The organism is Methylobacterium sp. DB0501 (assembly GCF_011043735.1).
In the GTDB taxonomy this organism is placed as follows: domain Bacteria; phylum Pseudomonadota; class Alphaproteobacteria; order Rhizobiales; family Beijerinckiaceae; genus Methylobacterium; species Methylobacterium alsaeris.
In genome coordinates this window covers 78,095-95,680 of sequence record NZ_JAAKGV010000019.1, presented here as the reverse complement: position 1 = coordinate 95,680, position 17,586 = coordinate 78,095, and the positions used below count along the sequence as shown (strand labels likewise).

Here is a 17,586-nt window from a genome sequence, read left to right as displayed (position 1 = left end):
CGCCGTGCCCGAACCGGAGGGTCGGCCCGAACCGCTCAGGCAGGGTGCCGGCGATTGCCGCGACGGCGAACCGTCCCCGGACGGCGGCGGCCGGCTCGAACAGGGCCGGCTCGGCCACGAAGAGCGCGTCCGAGACCCGCATGGAGCTGGCGGCTCAGCCGCCGCTCACAACGTCGCCAGCGGGTTGAGCGCGGCGTTACGGGCCGGCAGCGGTGCCAGCATGGTGAGCGTGAGGCCGCCGGGGGCGTAGTCGGTCGCGACCTCGGCCTGGACCTGTGTCGTCAGCACCCGCTGCAGCAGGCGCGAGCCGAAGCCCTGGCGGGTCGGCGGCGCCACCGGGGGGCCGCCGGATTCCTGCCAGTGGAAGCGCAGGCGCGGCCGATCCGCCCCGGGCTCGACGCTCCAGCGGATCCGCACCCGGCCGTTCCGGTTCGACAACGCCCCGTACTTGGCGGCGTTGGTGGTCAGCTCGTGGATCGCCATGCCGATCGGCACCGCGACCTCGGAGGGCAGGTCGACCGCCGGGCCGTCGAGTTCGATCCGCCCGCCGCTCCCGGACTGCATCGCGCCGTCGGCGTAGGGGCGCAGCTCGTTCTCCAGGAGGCCGCGCAGGGAGGCGGTCTGCCACACGTCCTCGGTGAGCACCGAATGGGTGTGGGCGAGCGACATGATGCGGCCGACGAAGGCCTCGTAGAAGCTGTCGATGCTCGATGCGGTCCGGGCGGTCGAGCCGACGATCGCCTGCACGGTCGCCAGCGTGTTCTTCACCCGGTGGTGCAGCTCGCGGATCAGCAGCGACTGGCGCTCCTCGGCGAGGCGCCGGTCGGTGATGTCGGCGACGACGCCGATCAGGCGCCGGGGCAGCCCGGCCGCCCCGTCGCGCTCGAAGCGCCCGGCCATCTCGATCGTGCGCCACTCCTCGGCCACCCCGTCGCCGGCGCGGCGGATGCGCGTCGTCGCGTGCAGCACCCCGTCGCTGTGGAGCGCCGCCGCCACGGCCGCGCGGAACCCTGCCTTGTCCTCCGGATGGACCACGCGGCGGAAGAACTCGCGCATGCTGATAGTGCCGTCCTGCGGCCTGCGGCCGAAGATCTCCCACATGCGCTCGTTCTCCCAGAGCGACTGGTCGTCGAGCACGTGCCACTCGAAGATGCCGAGCGCCGCCACCGTCGTCGCCACCCGCAGCCGCTGCTCGCGGTCGTGCAGGGCGCGGCGGGCTTCCTCGCGGGCGGTGACGTCCTGGAGCACGCCGATCATGCCGGTGAGCGTGCCGTCGGGCCCGCGGATCGCCTGGCCGCGGGCGGAAATCCAGGCCTCCTGCCCGTCCAAAGGACGGCGGAAGCGAATCTCGACGGCGTAGGGGATGTCCTTGGCGACGGCGTCCCGCACGGTCGCGCGCATCCGCTCGAGGTCGTCGCGGCCGACCGATTCCTGCAGGTCGGCCCAGCTCGGCGTCGCGCCGGCCGGGTGGCCCAGGATCGCGGCGGCCCGGTCCGACAGCGCGACGCGGCCGTCCGCCGGGTTCCAGCTCCACTCGCCGAGGCCGGCCGAGGCGAGGGCGAGGCGGGTATGCTCCGCCCGGGCGGTGGCGGCCCCGTCGGCCGCCGCCTCGATCGCGACGACCCGCAGGCCGTCCCGTTCCGGCCCGGCCCGGAGTCGCACCCGCAGCGGCGACCCGTCGGCCCGGCGCCAGCACGCCTCTCCGCCGAGATCCGGGTCGATCTTGGCCCGGTGCGGGTGGTCGAGATCGGCGAGGGTGCGCCCGACCAGCGCCCCGGGGGCGAGGCCGAGGAGCGCCGAGAGGGCCGGGTTGGCGGCGGCGATGCGCCGGTCCGGCCCGGTCAGGCAGGCGAGGGCGACCGGCGCGCCCTCGAAGGCGAGGCGGGAGAGGGGATCGTCCGGCAGCGTGGGGGCGGCGTCGGGCCTCTGGTCCAAATGCGGCTCAGTCCTGGTGATCGGCGGGCGGCTCGGCGGAAGGCGCGGATCCCGTCCTTCCGTCGATGGGCGCCGCCCGGCCCGGCTCGGCTGTTCTGCTCGGGAAAACCATGCCTTCCCGCGCGTTCGGCGGCAAGGTCGCGAGGGGTAAGGTCGGCCGCCGGGGCTTGCGGCGCGGTGCGCCGGGACACGCCGCAAGCCCCGGCGGACCGGCAAGGGCGTCGGAGGGCGGTGAGGTGGGCCCGCTCGCGGAGGGCGCGGGCGAATGTCAGGCTGTCGAAGGCGACCGCGGTCATGCCCTCAGCCTGGCATGGGCCGGGGGTGACGCGACAGGAGCCCGCAGGTTGTCCGCGGGGCGCCTCACACCCGCCGGAAGGTCAGGTAGGTGGGACGTCGCCCCTCCGCCGTGGTCTTGGCCTCGTAGCGGGTGCCGGGCCATTCCGGCCAGGGCGTGGTCCAGTCGGCGGAGCGGGTCGCGGTCCAGCGCAGGGAGGGGCAGCGGGCGGCCCGCACCAGGGTCCAGCCGACGTAATCGTCGATGTCGGAGGCGAAGCGGAACTCGCCGCCGGGCCGAAGCACCCGGGCGATCTCGCTCAGCGACTCGTCCGAGACGAAGCGGCGCTTGCGCTGCCGGCGCTTCGGCCAGGGATCGGGATAGAGCAGGAAGACGCGCCCGATACTGCCATCGGGCAGGCGCGGCAGCAGTTCCATCGCGTCCCGGTCCCAGAACCGGACCGTGTCGAGGCCCTCGTCGTCGACGGTGCGCAGGAGTTTCACCACGCCGTTGACGAAGGGTTCGCAGCCGATGATGCCGGCGTCGGGATTGAGCCGGGCCTGCGCGGCGAGGTGCTCGCCGCCGCCGAAGCCGATCTCGAGCCAGGTCTCCGCGACCGGGCGCGGAAACAGGAAGGCGGGGTCCAGGCGGCCGGCCTCGGGCAGGCGCAGGCGCGGCAGGAGCTCGGCGAGCCGCTCCTCCTGGCCGGGGCGCAGGCGCTTGCCCTTGCGCCGGCCGTAGAAGGCGCGGGTCCGCTCGCCGCTCGCGTCGGTGTCGTGGTCGTCCATGGTGTCCCGGTGCCGGAGGGGCGTGGAGACGCCCCGTTAGCACCGGGGCGCCGGATCAGGCCAGGGCGCTCTTGAGCTGGCCGACGAGGTCGGTCCGCTCCCACGAGAAGCCGCCGTCGGCGTCGGGCTCGCGGCCGAAATGGCCGTAGGCCGAGGTGCGGGCGTAGATCGGCTTGTTGAGGCCGAGATGGGTGCGGATGCCGCGGGGCGACAGGTCGACGAGCTCGCCCAGGACCGCCTCGAGCTTCGCCTCGTCGACCTCGCCGGTGCCGTGCAGGTCGACGTAGATCGACAGCGGCTTGGCGACGCCGATGGCGTAGGCGAGCTGGATCGTGGCCTTGCGGGCGAGGCCGGCGGCGACGACGTTCTTGGCGAGGTAGCGGGCCGCGTAGGCCGCCGAGCGGTCGACCTTGGTCGGATCCTTGCCCGAGAAGGCGCCGCCGCCGTGGGGCGCCGCGCCGCCATAGGTGTCGACGATGATCTTGCGCCCGGTGAGGCCGCAATCGCCGTCGGGGCCGCCGATCACGAACTTGCCGGTCGGGTTGACGTGCCACACCGTCCGGTCGGTAACCCAGGACTCGGGGAGCGCCGCCCGGATGTAGGGCTCGACGATCTCGCGCACGGCGGCCGAATCGAGCGACTCGTCGAGGTGCTGGGTCGAGAGCACGATCTGGGTCGCCTCGACCGGGCGGCCGTCGGCGTAGCGCACGGTGACCTGGCTCTTGGCGTCGGGGCCGAGCTTGGCCGCCGCGCCCTGCCGGCCCTTGCGGGCATCGGCCAGGTCCTTGAGGATCTTGTGGGCGTAGTAGATCGGCGCCGGCATCAGGGCGGGCGTCTCGTCGGACGCGTAGCCGAACATGATGCCCTGGTCGCCCGCGCCCTCGTCCTTGTTGCCCGCGGCGTCGACGCCCTGGGCGATGTCGGCGGACTGGGCGTGCAGGTGGATGGCGACGTCGTTGTTCTTCCAGTGGAAGCCGTCCTGCTCGTAGCCGATGTCCTTGACGGCTTCGCGGGTCAGCTCTTCCAGGTCCTTGAAGGTGACCGAATCGGGGCCGCGCACCTCGCCGGCGATGACGACGCGGTTGGTGGTCGCCAGGGTCTCGACCCCGAGGCGGGCCTCCGGCATCACCGCCAGGTAGGCGTCGACCACGGTGTCGGAGATGCGGTCGCAGACCTTGTCCGGATGGCCCTCGGAGACCGACTCGCTGGTGAAGAGGTAGTTTGAACGCGGCATGGTTCGCCAAGCCCCCAGGATCACGTCGGGAGCGGCGCGTTGACCGGTTCGAGCCCGACACTTCGATTGCGGGGGGTTCTGGCAGCCGGAATCCCGAACGTCAATCCGATGGACCGGAGTTGTTCGCTTTATCGAACGCCTGTTGCCCCGAGAGCGCTTGGTCCACGGCCCGTACCAGGCTGCCCAGCGTCTGGCGGCGATCCTGGTCGAGGTGGGTGTCGGCCGCGCGCGCCACCGCCTCGGCGAAGTCGGTCCAGCCCGCCTGTGCCTCCAGCTGCGCCTGCGGCCGGTCGCTGAGGCCCGGCTGTGCGGGGTCCCGCCCCGGCATGCCCTCGAAGAAGAAGCTCACCGGCACGCCCAGCACCCGTGCCAGCGTGTCGAGGTCGGTGGCGCTCAGGCGGTTGGCGCCCTTCAGGTATTTGCCGAGCTGCGACAGCGAGACCTCGAGCGGGGCGGCCAGGGCCTCGCGGCTGAGGCCGGCGCGCAGGCGCCGTTCCTCGATGACGCCGCCGATATGGACGTCGCGGTGGTCTGCAGGTTTCCCGGCCATCCTTCGGCTCACAGGGCTGCCCGCGCGTCGCGTCGCGGCATGGAAGACGACGAGTTGATTGTTGATTCCCAACGGTTGCAATCACGTAAATGCCCGCGGTTTGGGCGAACGCTTCATTCGGCATAGCGGATGACGCGGCGGAAAACGGACGGTCCCGACCGGCCCTCGGGACCGGACGGGGCCCCATGCCGGGCTTCCACGACCGGGCGTCGGGAATCCCGGAGGCGCGTCGGGCGCGCCCGAATTCCGGACCTGCCGGTCCGGACGACGAGCCTCGGCGTCGCCTCGAACTCGTACCATGAGCCTGCCGGAGGGTCGGACGGTCGCGGAGACGATGGCCCGCGCGGCCCGCGCCCTCTACCATGCCGAGCGGACCGGCCGGGACCGTCCCGCGTGAGGATCGCCGTGGTCCATTCCAGTCTCCGCCGCGGCCCGGCCACGGCCCTGTCCTGTTTCCGCTGCGGCCCGGCCGCGGCCCTTTCAAGTTTCCGCCGCGGCCCGGCCGCGGCACGGGGCACCTGAGCCATGCTGTCGACCCTCGACATCTGCCTGCGCCTCGGCGCCGCCGTTCTCGCCGGCGGGCTGGTCGGCCTCAATCGCGAGATGCATGCAAAGCCGGTCGGCGTGCGGACCCTGGGCCTTGTGGCCCTCGGCGCCGCCCTGGTGACGCTCGCCGGATCCGGTTTCACCGGCGACGGTACCGATGCGAATGCCAGCCGGGCGATCCAGGGCACGATCACCGGAATCGGCTTCCTCGGCGCCGGCGTGATCGTGAGGGGCAATGGCCACCGCGTGCATGGCCTCACCACCGCCGCGGCGATCTGGGTGACGGCCGCCCTCGGCATCGTCTGCGGCCTCGGCGCCTATCGTCCGCTGGCCCTCGGCATCGGCTTCCTGCTCGCGACCCTGCTGGTCGGCGGGGCGATCGACCGGGCGATCGATGCCAGGCTGCGGGGCCGGCAGGCGCGGCGGCCCGAACACGACGATCGGTGAAGGCGGCCGGCATCGGGGTCGATGCGGCGTGGGGCCCGAGGGTTGGGTCGAGGGGTGCGGGACGAGGGAGACCTTCAGCAGGCGGCGTCCCGCATCGCGGCGCGGCGGGGGGGCGATCCGCCGGTGCCGACGTTCTCCGCCAATTTCTTGCTGGTGTGTGCCGGACGGAGTGGCGCGGCGATCAGCGCGGCGAGATCGTTGCCCATGTCGCCGAAGATCACGGTGCCGTCGAACGTCCCGGCGTCATGGCGAGGCGTCGCGTCACCTTTCCGCGAATGGACGCGGACGGATGACCGTACCCTTCGCGCGCAGGTTCGCGCCGGTATCTGGGACAATCGGACCGCCCTCGAACTCCGCCGGAGGCGGCGCTCACCCCCGCGGCTGATGGAGGTTGCGGCTGAGGTCGACCAACTCGCGCTGAACCTGCTTGTCGACGTCGGCCGGTCCGTCGCCGGTGATCGCGACCACGATGCGCTGGCGGGCGGCCTCGAGGAAGGCGGCCGCCTCCTCTTGGTCGCCCCGGAGATACAGCGAGCCGAGCCTCTTCCCACGCCAGACGACCGAGATGATGAATTCGTCGGGCGCGACTTCCTCCAGATCGACCTGAAGCGGGTTTCCGTCGTGCGCCATGATATCGTGTTCGATCGTCGTGAGAGGTCCAACCGTAATCGGCTGAGCATTGCAGCCCATAGCGCGAAAACGAGAGGGGGAATACCGCCAATCTCACGGAAGGACAGTCGCAGCCCCGCCACAGTCCGGACGCTGCGTGAGGCAGTGATGCCTCTCCTGCCGCGAGAGAAAGCCGCAGGCCGACACGAACCCCCTGGAGAAAGAACCCCTTGGAGAAAAAGAAGCCGCTCTCGCGAGCGGCTTCAGTCAGGGAGGAAACGCCCTAGGAGGGCTGCAGCATCGCGGCCGAGCCGTGATGCTGCAACGCAATAACTCGTGTTGCAGCGCATCGTTCCGGTTGCCCCGTGCCGTCGCGCGCGAGACCGGGACGCTGCCGGGACGGGTGCCGGGGCATCGAGGAGAGTGCGACGCGCCCATCGCGCCGTCTCGCAATCCGGGCCTGCCTGGCCGTCCGGCGTGCTCGACCACTGGTGATCGCCTTGATTCGCCTGCGCGGCCTTGGTCAGCCCTCGCTGATCCGGCCCGCCTCCCCACCGACTCAAGCCGGTGGAGGTGCCGATGCTCTGCGACGAACGAACCCTGCCCCGCCAACGCCCGCGACCCCGCCCGCGACCGGCAGTCCACCGCCGGCCGGCGCCGAGGTCGCACCCGACGGGCCCGTCCCGTTCCCGCTGCCGGACGAGGCCGTATCAACGACCGGCGACGCGTGACGGGAGGATGCGGAGGGAACGCGCCAAGACCAGCGGAGTTGGCAGGCATCGATGCAGGACAGCAATAGGATCGATGACGCATGGATATCTGGAGACTGATTGACCGCGATCACGCGAACATCGCCCAGCTCATCCGCGAGATCCCGAACGCGCTCAACGGTCCCGGGGTGGTGCGCAGCCGGGAGAGACTGCTCTTCGACCTTCTCGGCGAGCTTCACGCCCATGCGGCTGCGGTCGATGCCGGCCTGTTGACGGTGCTGGACCGGCGCGGCGAGACGCGCGCGATGGTCGATGAGCTGCGGCGCGAGCATCGGCAGGTCATGGCGCGGCTCGACGCCCTCGCCCAGGCGCGTCGCGCACCCGCTTCCGGTTGGCTCAACGCATTCGAGGACGTGACCTACGAGGTCGACCGCCACCTGCACCGGCACGGCCACGAACTCCTGCCGCTCGCCCGCCGGCTCCTGTCGGACAACGAGGTCCGCGAGGCCGGGACGGCGTTCGTCCGGGCGCGCAGCCGGGTTCTGCAATCGCGGTCTCGCCGACCGCGGGAGGCCGCCGGATCGGGGGATCTCGCCCTCGCCGCGGGACTCGGCCTGGCCGCTGCCGGCGCGGCGCTGCTGGCCTGGCGCCTCGGCCGGGGGCGGAACGCCCCCGCGCCGATGCGTGGCCGGGGCGGGCAGGATCGGGGCGAGGAGGGCGGCGTTCGCCGCGGCCGGATTGGGTCGGACCTCGCTGCTGCCGGTGCGCCCGGCGAGCGCAGGCCCAGCGAGGACTTGCAGGCGCGACAGGATCGCCTCCTGGACGAGGCCGTCGAGGAGACCTTTCCGGCGAGCGACCCGATCTCGCCGAGCCGGATCACCCGGTAGGGGACGGCGGCCGGAGGCGTCCTGCCGCAGGGCGCCGGCCTCCCCGAACTTCGGGCCGCGCCGGGCGTCATCCCTGCAGATTGTCACAAAAAATCCGCGCGGCGCCGGCCGCGCCGACCCCGAGGGCCGCATCATGAGCTACGAGTCCGACGTTCCGCCCCACCTGTCGGCGCAGCGCGCCAGCGCGCCGGCCCCTGTCGATGCCCCGACACCCAACACGGCGATGCTGAAGGGCGACATCGATTCCGGCCGCAGCGGCGACAAGGTAGAGGTGTTCGATCCCGGCATGGCGATGCTCGGGACCTGCGAGGAGGCCGGCGGCAACCCGCTGTCGCCGAAGGACATCGCCCGGGCCCGGCTCGCCGAGATCAAGGAACGGTGGCGCCTCTCCCCGCGCAAGCCAGGCGTCGCCCATGACCGCGCCGACCCGACGCTCGCCCTCTATATCGGCTTCATCGGCGTCGCGGGCGTCGGCCTGTCCGCCGCAATCTGGCTCGCCAGGGCCGCCGTGTGACACGATGGTCCGAGGATTCCGTCCGGGATTCGTATTGCTACCCTGCGCGGCGCCCGGGCGGAGCCGGTCTTCCGCGATTCAGACGTCATCAGTCGGAAACCGCATGAGCGGCCGACCGGATCCCCGTGGCGCCGTCGGCGCCTCGGGGGTGCGTTGCATGGCCGAAGGCGTCAGGCCCGCCGGAGGGCGAGCGCCGCGCGGAACGGCGCCGCGACGAGGTTGAACAGGACGCCGAGCGTCAGGACGAGGGCGACCGAGAGGAGCGCCCCGAAAATGCCGATGAACCGCATGGTACTGCCTCGCTGGAAGGGCATCGGACCGCGACACGGCCGGGTCGTTGGGCAGAGAGCACCGCAATCAAGGCGGCAGTGAGGTATCACGGCCACGGGCAAGAGATTGCGCCCGAAAGGCTGTGCCGAGAAGCAGAGAGGCTGTGGACGCGAGGCCATGTGCTGGCCACGTGGCGCGGGTCGTGCTCCGGCCGTTGCTTCCCCGGCGCTTCGCATACCTCGCGGCGACCCGGCCGGTCCTGCATCAGGATTCCACCGCCTCGATGGGGGCTGGATGACGGCGGTGTGCCGGCGTCGCCCGACGGGATCCTCGATCCTCGTCCGCAGTCACGGCAATTCACCGGTCCTACCGGCATAGCCCGGGGCGCGAGCGGTTCCGAGAGGGCAACAGAACGATCGGGTCGCGTATCCCGTCCTTGACGGTGGAGAGGCGATCGCATCCAACCAACAGGCAGGCAGCGCCACTCTGCCCTCGCCTCCGCCGGCCGGCACGCCAGAGAAGGAGCTTCACCACGACGCAGGCGCGTCGCGATACCATGTGGAGTCGTGGCGCGGCCTGACGCAGCAACCCGACGCGTCATGCTCCGATGGCCCATGCGGCGGCGTGCGATTCGGCCCGGCAAGTCCATCCGGCATTGTCGCTGGAAGAGTGTGGCGTCCCCGGCAGGGCTCGAACCTGCGACCCCAGGTTTCGTACCACTTCGGCTTTCGCCGCCGCCGCGAGGCGTTCGTGGTCTGGACTATCCCTTCACCGTAGCCTCGAGAAGGCCCTTAGGTGCCGCCCGTCTAGTCTCTACACCTTCCCGGCCTGGCGGCCGGGCTTGGCTCGGGATCGGCGTGAGGCCTGGCGGCTCGACGCTTTCCCCGAATTTGAGCGGATCCGTCGCGCGGTTTCCCAGCGCGACGCCCAATTCGGTTTAGGAAACCTGTGCTCTGTCCAGCTGAGCTACGGAGACCCACGGCGAACCTCTTACCATCTCGGCTCGCTTCCGCCAACCTCGCGTCGACCACTTGTGGAGAGGGCGCGTGAGGGTCCGTGGGAGGCGACGAATGGTGGCGGGGCTCGGCCCTGCGATTGGCCTCGCGTTCCTTGCCGGAGTAGCGGAGGCGGCGAGCCCGCGCAGCCGCGAGCCGCCGGCCTGCCGGGGCCGCGTCGCCGGGCAGGACCGGCTCGATTCGGTCGGGGCGCGGGGCGAGCTCGTCCTCGCCTCCGGGCGGCGGGGCCGGCTCGACGGTCTGCGCTGGCCCGACGATCCGGCCGCGGCCGAGACCGCGCGGGCCTGGCTCGCAGCCCTCGCCGGGCGGGCGCTCGCCACCCGCGAGGCGCCGGAGCCGGACCGCTGGGGCCGAATCACCCTGGATGCGGCGACGCAGGAGGCCGAGCCCGTCGACCTCGCCGGCGGGCTCGTGGCGGCCGGGTTGGCGCCGGTCGATGCGGGCGAGAGCGACAGCCTGTGCCGGCCGGGGCTGCTGGCGCTGGAGGACGCGGCGCGCCGCGCCGGGCGGGGGATCTGGGCGTCGGCGCCGCCGGTGCCGACCGAGGAGGTGGCGCGCCTCGCGGCGCTGGCGGGACGCTTCGCGGTGGTGGAGGGGCGGGTGCGCAACGTCGGCGAGCGCGAGCGCCGGACCTATCTCAACTTCGCCCCTTTCGGCGCGGAAGGTGTTACGGTCACGGTGTCGAAACGCACTTGGCGGATCATGCTCGAACGTGGTTTCTCTGGTGTCGCGCTTCGGGGGCGGCGCGTGCGGGCTCGCGGCATCGTCGAGCTGTGGCGCGGGCCGACCCTGGATGTCGGCGCTGCCGAGATGATCGAGATGCTGGACGAGGAGCAGGCGCAGCGGCGCTGAACGCCATGGGGTGGCCTTTCACGCGAACTCAGCCGGCCGACCGCGCGGCGGCCCTCCCGCCTTCCGCGGCCCCATGGCCTGCGGCAGCCTTCCTTAGGCCTGCCGCATCCGTCCTGTGGCCTGCGGCAGCCTTGACCCTGCTCGTTGCCGCCTGCACCGCCGACCAGACCGGTGCGCTGGCGCCGGTGGCGGCCGTCGTGCCGCCGGAAGCGCCGCGCACCACCGGGCGCGACCGGCCGACCAACGACGCCGACCATGCCAAGCTCGTGGCGTCGTTCGGCGGCGAGTACAGGGCGCCGGCGGCCTTGCGCCTCGTCAGCGACGTCACCGACCGCCTGGTGAAGGCGACCGAGCGGCCGGACGAGACCTACGCGGTAACGCTGCTCGATTCGCCGGTGGTCAACGCCTTCGCGCTGCCGACCGGCCGGATCTACGTCACCCGCGGCCTCCTGGCGCTCGCCGACGACACCTCGGAACTCGCGGCCGTTCTGGCGCACGAGATCGCCCACGTGACCCTGCGCCATGCCAGCGCGCGGACCGAGATGGCGCTGCGCTCGGAACTCGTCAGCAAGGTCGTGGCCGACGTGCTCAACGACCCGGCGACCGGCGCCCTGCTGCAGGACCAATCCCGCTTCGTGCTGGCCCGGTTCTCGCGTACCCAGGAATTCGAGGCCGACCAGACCGGGGTGCGCACGCTCGCCCGCGCGGGCTACGACCCGTTCGGCGCCGCCCGCTTCCTCACCGCACTCAACCGCACCACGGCGCTCCGCGCCGGATCCGGGCTCAATTCCGAGCCCGACATGCTGGCGACCCATCCGAGCACGCCCGAGCGCATCACCCAGGTGACCCAGGCGGCGCGCCGCATCGGCGCCCCCGGCCTCGGCACCGACGACCGCAACCGCTACCTCGCGGCGATCGACGGCATCGCCTATGGCGACAACCCCGCCGACGGGCTGATCCGCGGCCGCCGCTTCATCCATCCCCGCCTCGGCGTCGCCTTCGAGGCACCGGAGGGCTTCGGGCTCGACAACACCGCCCGGGCGGTTCTCGGCACCACTCCGGACGGCAACCGCCGCCTGCTGTTCGACGCCGTCGAGACCAATGCCGGCCAGGGCCTCGAGGAGGTGCTGAAGGCGACCTGGAACGACGCGATCGAGACCGGCAGCTTCGAGAACCGGATGCTGAACGGCTTTCCGACGGTCACTGCGGTCTCGAAGGGCAAGGAATGGTTCTTTCGCCTCGCCGCCGTGCGGGTCGGCACCAACACCTTCCGGATGATCATGGCGGCCAAGGGCGCCACCGATCCCGAGCCTGCCTTCGGCCGCTGGCTGGCGAGCATCGCCCTGGTGACGCCGGAGGAGGCCCGCAGCCTCAAGCCCCTGCGCATCCAGATCGTGACGGCGGCCCCCGGCGACACCGCCGAGAGCCTGGCCCAGCGCATGACGGCCGTGGACCGGCCGCTCGAGCGCTTCCAGGTTCTCAACGGCCTCGACAGGGGCGCCGCCCTGCGCCCCGGCCTGCCCTACAAGCTGGTGGTCGAGTAGGGCAGGGGGCGATCCAGGACGGATTTGCTCCGCCGCCCCGCTTCTCAACCCGGACCGACCATGCTATCTGGGCAGCCGCCGCGGGTGTAGCTCAATGGTAGAGCAGCAGCCTTCCAAGCTGAATACGAGGGTTCGATTCCCTTCACCCGCTCCACTCCCTTTCCTATGATCCAGCAACTACTTACGGGCGTTCCCTCACGCTGACGGGAAGCCCGGAATGGGCAGGGATACAACAGGGATACAACGGATGACCCCTCCGGGGGCGTTGTATCCGGGGCCAGGGAAGCCCTAACCAAGCCCCGAATCACCCCTTGCTCGCGCGTCGGCGATCGCGGATCCTGCATCGAGATCGGGAGCCGCCTGCCATGACCCTCCTCAAACGGAAACGCCTGGCCTGAGCCAGCCACCCGCCGCCGGGGATCCCGGCCGGCATGCGTTCTCCGTTCGATGAGGGCTCCCCGATGAGGACCTACTTCACCTCCGACACCCATTTCGGCCACGGCGGGATCCTGTCCTCGCGGATGCAGCGCCCCCGGCCGTTCGCCTCCATCGAGGCACACGACGAGGCCCTCATCGCGGCCTGGAACAACCGCGTCCGCCCGGACGACGAGATCTGGCACCTCGGCGACTTCGCCTATGGCGCGTCGGCCGCGCACTGCCGGGCGGTGTTCGCCCGCCTGAACGGCCGCAAGCACCTGATCCGGGGCAACCACGACGCGTCGAGGACGACGTCGCTGCCGTGGTACAGCCAGCACGAGCGCGCCGAGCCGGTCGTGGAGGGACGCCGCCTGGTCCTGGATCACTACGCGCAGCGGACTTGGAACCACTCGCATCGGGGCGCCCTGCACCTCTACGGGCACTCCCACGGGAGCCTGCCCGGCTGCGGGAGGAGCCTGGACGTCGGTGTCGACTGCTGGGACTGGCGGCCCGTGAGGCTAAGCGAGATCCTGGAGGCGATGTCAGTCGACGCCGCCCGGGCCGGCGCCCCCGCGGTGGTCGCCGCTCTGGCCGAGGCGGCCTGACCGTGCGACCAGGCTACTCCTATTCGGAGCCCCCGCCCGGCGCGGTGACCTGCCTGACATGCCGACGTATGGCCCTGGCGATCACCAGGGCAGAGGCGGGGCGCCGGGCGGCGGAGGCGAACGCATGCCGGCGGCCGGGGGATCCTCGGCCGCCGGTCGACGTCGTGTATTGGGCTTGCTGCGTCCGGCCCCGGTTCAGGCGGGCCCGGCTGGGGGACTGCCCGGACGGGTCGACCTACGGGAGCGTGGTGTGCGAGGTGGTCGAGGAGGGCTAGGCTCTCGCCCCCTCCTGCCGCTCCCGCTTCAGCTGCCGGCGCTTGAGCGTGAGTTCGCTCGGTGGGTCGATCACGCCGCTGTAGTGGGCCAGAAGGACGTCGCTCACAGGGGCGCGGAGCCTGAGCTGCCTCTCGCGGTCGGCCGTGACGAGGACGCGCCTCAGGCTCGGCGGCGGCGGGGCGGCGGCCTCGATCCCGCACTCCTCGAAAAACACCCGGGCCCTGTCGGCACTGGCGATCCGGCGTTTCGCCTTCCTGCCCGTCGAGCCGTCGTCCTCGTTGAAACGGTTCCAGATCACGTGAGCGCAGTGCGCGATCGCGGCGTCTCGCGTGCGCCAGAAGAACCGCTCCCCCCGAACGACGTCCGGCCGGGTGAGGTCGCCGTGCCGGTCACGAGCGTCCACGTCCGCGTCCTCGGCGTAGAGGACGAGGGCGGCCCAGCCGAGGCGCGTTTCCAGGACCTGGACGTCGGCCGAGGCGGGGAGTCCCTCGTGGCGCAGGCGCTCATTCTCGACGGTCCTCCCGCCGGTGATCCAGGCGTCCCACAGCTTGCCAGCCTCGTTGCCGACCGGTCCATGCGACTGGCCATAGGCCACGAAGTTCTCGATCTCGGCGAGCTCCTCGGGCGTGAAGACGTCCGACGCCGGGGCAGGCTGGCTCGCCGGGATCGCGGCAAGCTCGCGCGGCGGTGCCTTCATCTCCACAGGCTCCTCGCCGAGGACGTCCCACAGGCTCTTCTGGCGTTCATCAATCCTTCTTGAGCGCGCCATAGCCGACCCCCTCATCGATGAGACGTTGCGCGAGGTAAGCGGCATCCCACGCCTGATTGTTGAGCTCCTTGGATCGCTCCATGAGCAGCGTGACGAGGACGGGCGCGACCCAGCCGGGGATCGCACGATCGCCGACTGCCCACCGCCTCACGAGCCGGGGATCGATTTTTTCGCGAGCGCCCTCGGGATGATGCGGGCCTAGAACGCTTGCGAGCGGCAGCTTCCAATCTGGCCCGAGCAGCAACACGCCGGCCCTTTCCAGAGTTTGCCGATCCATGGTCACGGTCCTTCCGATGCGGCTCGGCGGCCTTCGGCGACACCCGCCTCGAACGCGTCGAGCAAGGCCATCACCGCGAAATATCCCAGACCCCGCGGGTAGCGGAATGCGAGCGTGTCGTCGTTCGTGCGGTAGACCGCTATCTGCGCCGAGCCCCAGGCCGGCGCCAGCGTGTAGGGCCGGCCGCCCAGGCTGCCGATCGCCGCGATCTCGATGTACCCGCCAAGCAGGGCCCTCTCGTCGTCGAGCTGGCCCTGCGCAGCCCAGATCTCATGCGCGAGGTGCTCGCCGGCGGCGGCGCGGTCCATGAGGCGTTGGACGTGGAGGGCCTTCTTCCCGACGCGGGAGGACGAGCGGGCGACGTCAGTGAGCGTGCGCTCCGGCTCGGGCGATGGCGGGCACGCGTCGATGAGCTCCTGAAGGAGAGCGGCGACGCCATCGTCGGGGCGCAGGCAAGTGGGTGGTGTGGGAGTATGGGCGTTCACGGGGCGGGACCTTCAAGGCAGGGGGGGTAAGGGCCGGGGTAGCTGGCCCCGGCCGGGAGATCACTCGGCCGCCGCGAGCTCGGCGATCGGCAGGCCCGCGCGGATCGCGACCAGCATGCGAACCATGGCGGCGATGTCGCCAGCCCCCTTCAGGACCTCGGGTGCGAGATGGATGCGGCCGCCTAGGATCGCCTTCTTGATCAAAGCCTTGCGCGCAACCGTCGGCGTCAGCGGAACGATGCCGTTCGTCGCCGGATCGCGAACGTAGAGCCAGTACGTCCAGCCGCGTGACCGCCTGTGGTGGTTCTCTTCTCCCTGCATCACCGCATCGAGCCCGAACAGCTCCTCGGTCCCCCGCTCAGGTGCATAGCACCCCGGCAGGTCCCCGGCCCCACGGACGTCCTCCGGAACGGGAAGCGGCATCGTCTCGCGGATCACTCGCTCCCAGCCGCGGCACCGGCGATCGTGCTTGCCGAGCACGTACGTCGCGCAGGGCTCGACGTCGGGTTTGGGGGCCGGCCGCGCTGCGGCCCATGCCGCACGCATTGCGGTGCCGATGTGCCGGCGGGCGCTCTCGCTCGCTGCCTCGGCAGCGGAGCGGGCTCGCGTCCAGGCATCACGAAGCAGGGCGGCGCGATCGATAGAAGCGGTAGCGGTGGTGGTGCTCATGGTCGGGTTTCCCTCGATATGGCTCGGCAGTGCCAAGCCATGTCCCTAATAGTAGGGATCAGTGAGACGGAATTCCAGGGGCGAAGTTGCCGCAGCTTGGCAGTGTCAGCTGAACGTGATCCGGATCCCCTTGCGGCGGAGCTCGGTGTGCCGGGCGTGGGCGCGCTCGAAGTGGCTTTGGAGCTCCTCGCGTAGGCGGATCCCCTCATCGAGGAGGGGGTGGCCGGCGAAGCGGGGCTGCGTCACGAGGACCAGCCGGCTCGCGCTCCCCGCGCAGGCCGAGGCGAGCATTCCCCAATGGCGCTCCTCTTCCTCGGCGGCCAGGCGACCCTTGAACTCGGGGATCTGGCGAGCCTTGGTGGCCATCTCGCGGGCCGCGATCACGGCCTCAGCCAAGGCGTCCACCACTCGGCTCGACCCTGGAGGGACCGCGGCGGGGGGAGCTCCGGCCACCGCGGCCAGAAAGGGCGGCCGCGGGCGGCCTCCACTCCGCCCTGGACTGCCGCGGGGGTCGAGGGCGCCTCGCCCCGGAGGATCGCAAGCGCCGCGGGATCGATCGCCTCCACGCCGTGATGGAGCCGCACATACGTGCGGATCACATCGACCGGGACGCCGACGTGCCGGGCTTCCAGCCCGATTTCGTCACCGACCGATTCGTACGCATCGAGGCCCGCTTCCCGGCGAAGGCCGTCCCTCGCAAGTGCGTAGACGGTCAAGGCGCCGTCCAGGCGCTCCACGCGGAGGCCGGTGCCATCGCGGCACAGCACGCTATTTGGCTTCGGGTGACGGCTCACAGGGAGGGCTCCTTCTTCTTGGCGTAGACCAGGAGCTCGTCCATGAGATCCTGATAGGATGCGGCGCGCTGCTCGCAGAGGCGAGCGATCCGAGCGTCGATCCACGCGGCGGCCGCAGCGAGCTTCGCGTGGTGACGCCACGCTGCCGTGAGTGTGCGGCTGCTTGGGCGTCGGAGGTCGCGGAGCGGCACGCGCTTCACCACTGTTCCGGCATGGAGGCCGCCCGGCAGCCAGCCCCAGTAGAGCGAAACGGTGTGGTCGGCGTCCCGCAGCGTCGTCGTGGCGTAGGGACTTGAGATCGCCGCCGCGGCCGAGCGGTGCGGCCCGTTCAGGCGATCGGCGGCTGTCGCCTTCGCCTGGATCTCGGCGAAATGATCGGGCCGGATCCGCCAGCCCAAGCCGCCGCGCGGTCCCGGGGCGGGTTCAGTCCAGCCGTACTCGCCGAGTATCGCCATGAAGTCACGCGACCGCTGCGTCCAGTCGGAAGGCAACATCCGCTTCGGGCCGTACATCGTGAAGTAGAGCGCCCGCGGATCGAAGCGCTCCGTGCTGTGCGCCGCGACCAGCCGGTCGCGGACGCTGACGTGAAACTCGTCGGGGCGGCTCACCAGGCGCTCCTAGAAAGGGATGTCGTCGTCGAGGTCGCCGAGCGCCGGCATCGACGGCGGCCGGTACTCGGCCCTGTGGCGATCGTATGCGGTCCGGACCGCCTCCCCGACGAGGAGTATCCACGCAGACCAGGGCTCCCCATTCCCGGTCGACGTCACGTACGCCCGCGCGAGCTCGCCGGCATCGAGCCGCGGCGCCACCTCGGCGGCGAGCTCGCGCGGCAGGTGGCCCAGTCGGATGCTGTTCCTCCACCACACCTCGACCGCGTTGCAGTCGTTCGCATTGTTCGGCGCCCGGACGAGCACGAGCCGGTCGCCAAGCGCCGGCGAGATCGGCTCCCCGGACAGCCCCGGCTGCGCATAGTCGTAGTATTGCAGACCCGCGATGGGGGCCTCCGTCCAGGGCTGTCCGATCTTGATCGAAATCAGCTCGTCCCAGAGCGCTGTCGTCTCGATGCCGGGAATATTCAAGTCGATGTCGCGATGATCTCGGGGGCTGCTCATGGCCCT

The 17,586-nt window shown here is 71.4% G+C and carries 19 protein-coding genes and 1 tRNA gene; 7 read left to right on the top strand and 13 right to left on the bottom strand.

From position 1 onward, the window contains the following. Positions 1-165 precede the first annotated feature (165 nt). The 4 genes from G4G93_RS25165 to G4G93_RS25150 all read right to left on the bottom strand — a co-directional run bounded on the left by G4G93_RS25165 (position 166) and on the right by G4G93_RS25150 (position 4,781). Positions 166-1,935, bottom strand: coding sequence for an HWE histidine kinase domain-containing protein (locus G4G93_RS25165; protein WP_165088454.1), 1,770 nt, complete (start codon positions 1,933-1,935; stop codon positions 166-168). Between the two features lie 360 nt (positions 1,936-2,295). Beyond that, positions 2,296-2,997 (bottom strand): tRNA (guanosine(46)-N(7))-methyltransferase TrmB, encoded by a 702-nt coding sequence (locus G4G93_RS25160; RefSeq protein WP_165088450.1) that lies wholly within the window; start codon positions 2,995-2,997, stop codon positions 2,296-2,298. Between the two features lie 55 nt (positions 2,998-3,052). Next, positions 3,053-4,231: a methionine adenosyltransferase gene (gene metK / locus G4G93_RS25155; protein WP_165088447.1), complete on the bottom strand. Its 1,179-nt coding sequence runs from the start codon at positions 4,229-4,231 to the stop codon at positions 3,053-3,055. Between the two features lie 100 nt (positions 4,232-4,331). Then, positions 4,332-4,781 (bottom strand): helix-turn-helix domain-containing protein, encoded by a 450-nt coding sequence (locus G4G93_RS25150; protein WP_165088445.1) that lies wholly within the window; start codon positions 4,779-4,781, stop codon positions 4,332-4,334. A 525-nt stretch (positions 4,782-5,306) separates the two neighbouring features. Between G4G93_RS25150 and G4G93_RS25145 the strand changes: the two genes are divergently transcribed. Next, a complete protein-coding gene (locus G4G93_RS25145; RefSeq protein WP_165088442.1) occupies positions 5,307-5,774 on the top strand; it encodes an MgtC/SapB family protein in 468 nt (155 codons plus the stop codon). Positions 5,775-5,848: 74 nt separating this feature from the next. Here the strand turns inward: G4G93_RS25145 and G4G93_RS25140 are convergent, their stop codons facing one another. After that, positions 5,849-5,995 carry a hypothetical protein gene (locus tag G4G93_RS25140; RefSeq protein WP_165088439.1) on the bottom strand — a complete coding sequence of 49 codons (147 nt, stop codon included), beginning with the start codon at positions 5,993-5,995 and terminating at the stop codon, positions 5,849-5,851. A gap of 148 nt (positions 5,996-6,143) precedes the next feature. Continuing rightward, positions 6,144-6,404 (bottom strand): hypothetical protein, encoded by a 261-nt coding sequence (locus G4G93_RS25135; RefSeq protein WP_165088436.1) that lies wholly within the window; start codon positions 6,402-6,404, stop codon positions 6,144-6,146. 790 nt (positions 6,405-7,194) lie between these two features. On the opposite strand from G4G93_RS25135, the gene G4G93_RS25130 reads away from it, so the two are divergent. The 6 genes from G4G93_RS25130 to G4G93_RS25105 all read left to right on the top strand — a co-directional run bounded on the left by G4G93_RS25130 (position 7,195) and on the right by G4G93_RS25105 (position 13,198). Beyond that, a complete protein-coding gene (locus tag G4G93_RS25130) occupies positions 7,195-7,980 on the top strand; it encodes a hemerythrin domain-containing protein (protein ID WP_165088433.1) in 786 nt (261 codons plus the stop codon). Between the two features lie 133 nt (positions 7,981-8,113). Further along, positions 8,114-8,494, top strand: coding sequence for a hypothetical protein (locus G4G93_RS25125; RefSeq protein ID WP_165088430.1), 381 nt, complete (start codon positions 8,114-8,116; stop codon positions 8,492-8,494). A gap of 1,340 nt (positions 8,495-9,834) precedes the next feature. Further along, on the top strand, positions 9,835-10,632 hold the full coding sequence (locus G4G93_RS25120; RefSeq protein WP_246737004.1) for a thermonuclease family protein: 798 nt from the start codon (positions 9,835-9,837) through the stop codon (positions 10,630-10,632). A 113-nt stretch (positions 10,633-10,745) separates the two neighbouring features. Beyond that, positions 10,746-12,176 carry a M48 family metalloprotease gene (locus G4G93_RS25115; RefSeq protein ID WP_246737011.1) on the top strand — a complete coding sequence of 477 codons (1,431 nt, stop codon included), beginning with the start codon at positions 10,746-10,748 and terminating at the stop codon, positions 12,174-12,176. Positions 12,177-12,256: 80 nt separating this feature from the next. After that, positions 12,257-12,330: transfer RNA gene (locus G4G93_RS25110), tRNA-Gly, on the top strand. A gap of 307 nt (positions 12,331-12,637) precedes the next feature. Beyond that, positions 12,638-13,198 (top strand): metallophosphoesterase family protein, encoded by a 561-nt coding sequence (locus G4G93_RS25105; protein WP_060848497.1) that lies wholly within the window; start codon positions 12,638-12,640, stop codon positions 13,196-13,198. A gap of 271 nt (positions 13,199-13,469) precedes the next feature. Here the strand turns inward: G4G93_RS25105 and G4G93_RS25100 are convergent, their stop codons facing one another. The 7 genes from G4G93_RS25100 to G4G93_RS25070 all read right to left on the bottom strand — a co-directional run bounded on the left by G4G93_RS25100 (position 13,470) and on the right by G4G93_RS25070 (position 17,580). After that, positions 13,470-14,171 (bottom strand): hypothetical protein, encoded by a 702-nt coding sequence (locus tag G4G93_RS25100; RefSeq protein WP_145984690.1) that lies wholly within the window; start codon positions 14,169-14,171, stop codon positions 13,470-13,472. A gap of 49 nt (positions 14,172-14,220) precedes the next feature. Beyond that, positions 14,221-14,520: a hypothetical protein gene (locus tag G4G93_RS25095; RefSeq protein ID WP_060848500.1), complete on the bottom strand. Its 300-nt coding sequence runs from the start codon at positions 14,518-14,520 to the stop codon at positions 14,221-14,223. Between the two features lie 2 nt (positions 14,521-14,522). Next, positions 14,523-15,005, bottom strand: a complete 483-nt coding sequence (locus tag G4G93_RS25090; protein WP_165088425.1) for a hypothetical protein — start codon at positions 15,003-15,005, stop codon at positions 14,523-14,525. Between the two features lie 60 nt (positions 15,006-15,065). Beyond that, positions 15,066-15,674: a hypothetical protein gene (locus tag G4G93_RS25085; protein ID WP_060848502.1), complete on the bottom strand. Its 609-nt coding sequence runs from the start codon at positions 15,672-15,674 to the stop codon at positions 15,066-15,068. 105 nt (positions 15,675-15,779) lie between these two features. Next, entirely contained in the window at positions 15,780-16,079 is a 300-nt protein-coding gene (locus tag G4G93_RS25080; RefSeq protein WP_060848503.1) for a hypothetical protein, read from the bottom strand. Between the two features lie 385 nt (positions 16,080-16,464). Next, complete coding sequence (locus tag G4G93_RS25075) at positions 16,465-17,076, bottom strand: hypothetical protein (protein WP_060848505.1); 612 nt, start codon at positions 17,074-17,076, stop codon at positions 16,465-16,467. A 9-nt stretch (positions 17,077-17,085) separates the two neighbouring features. After that, positions 17,086-17,580 (bottom strand): HIRAN domain-containing protein, encoded by a 495-nt coding sequence (locus tag G4G93_RS25070; RefSeq protein ID WP_060848506.1) that lies wholly within the window; start codon positions 17,578-17,580, stop codon positions 17,086-17,088. Positions 17,581-17,586 lie beyond the last annotated feature (6 nt).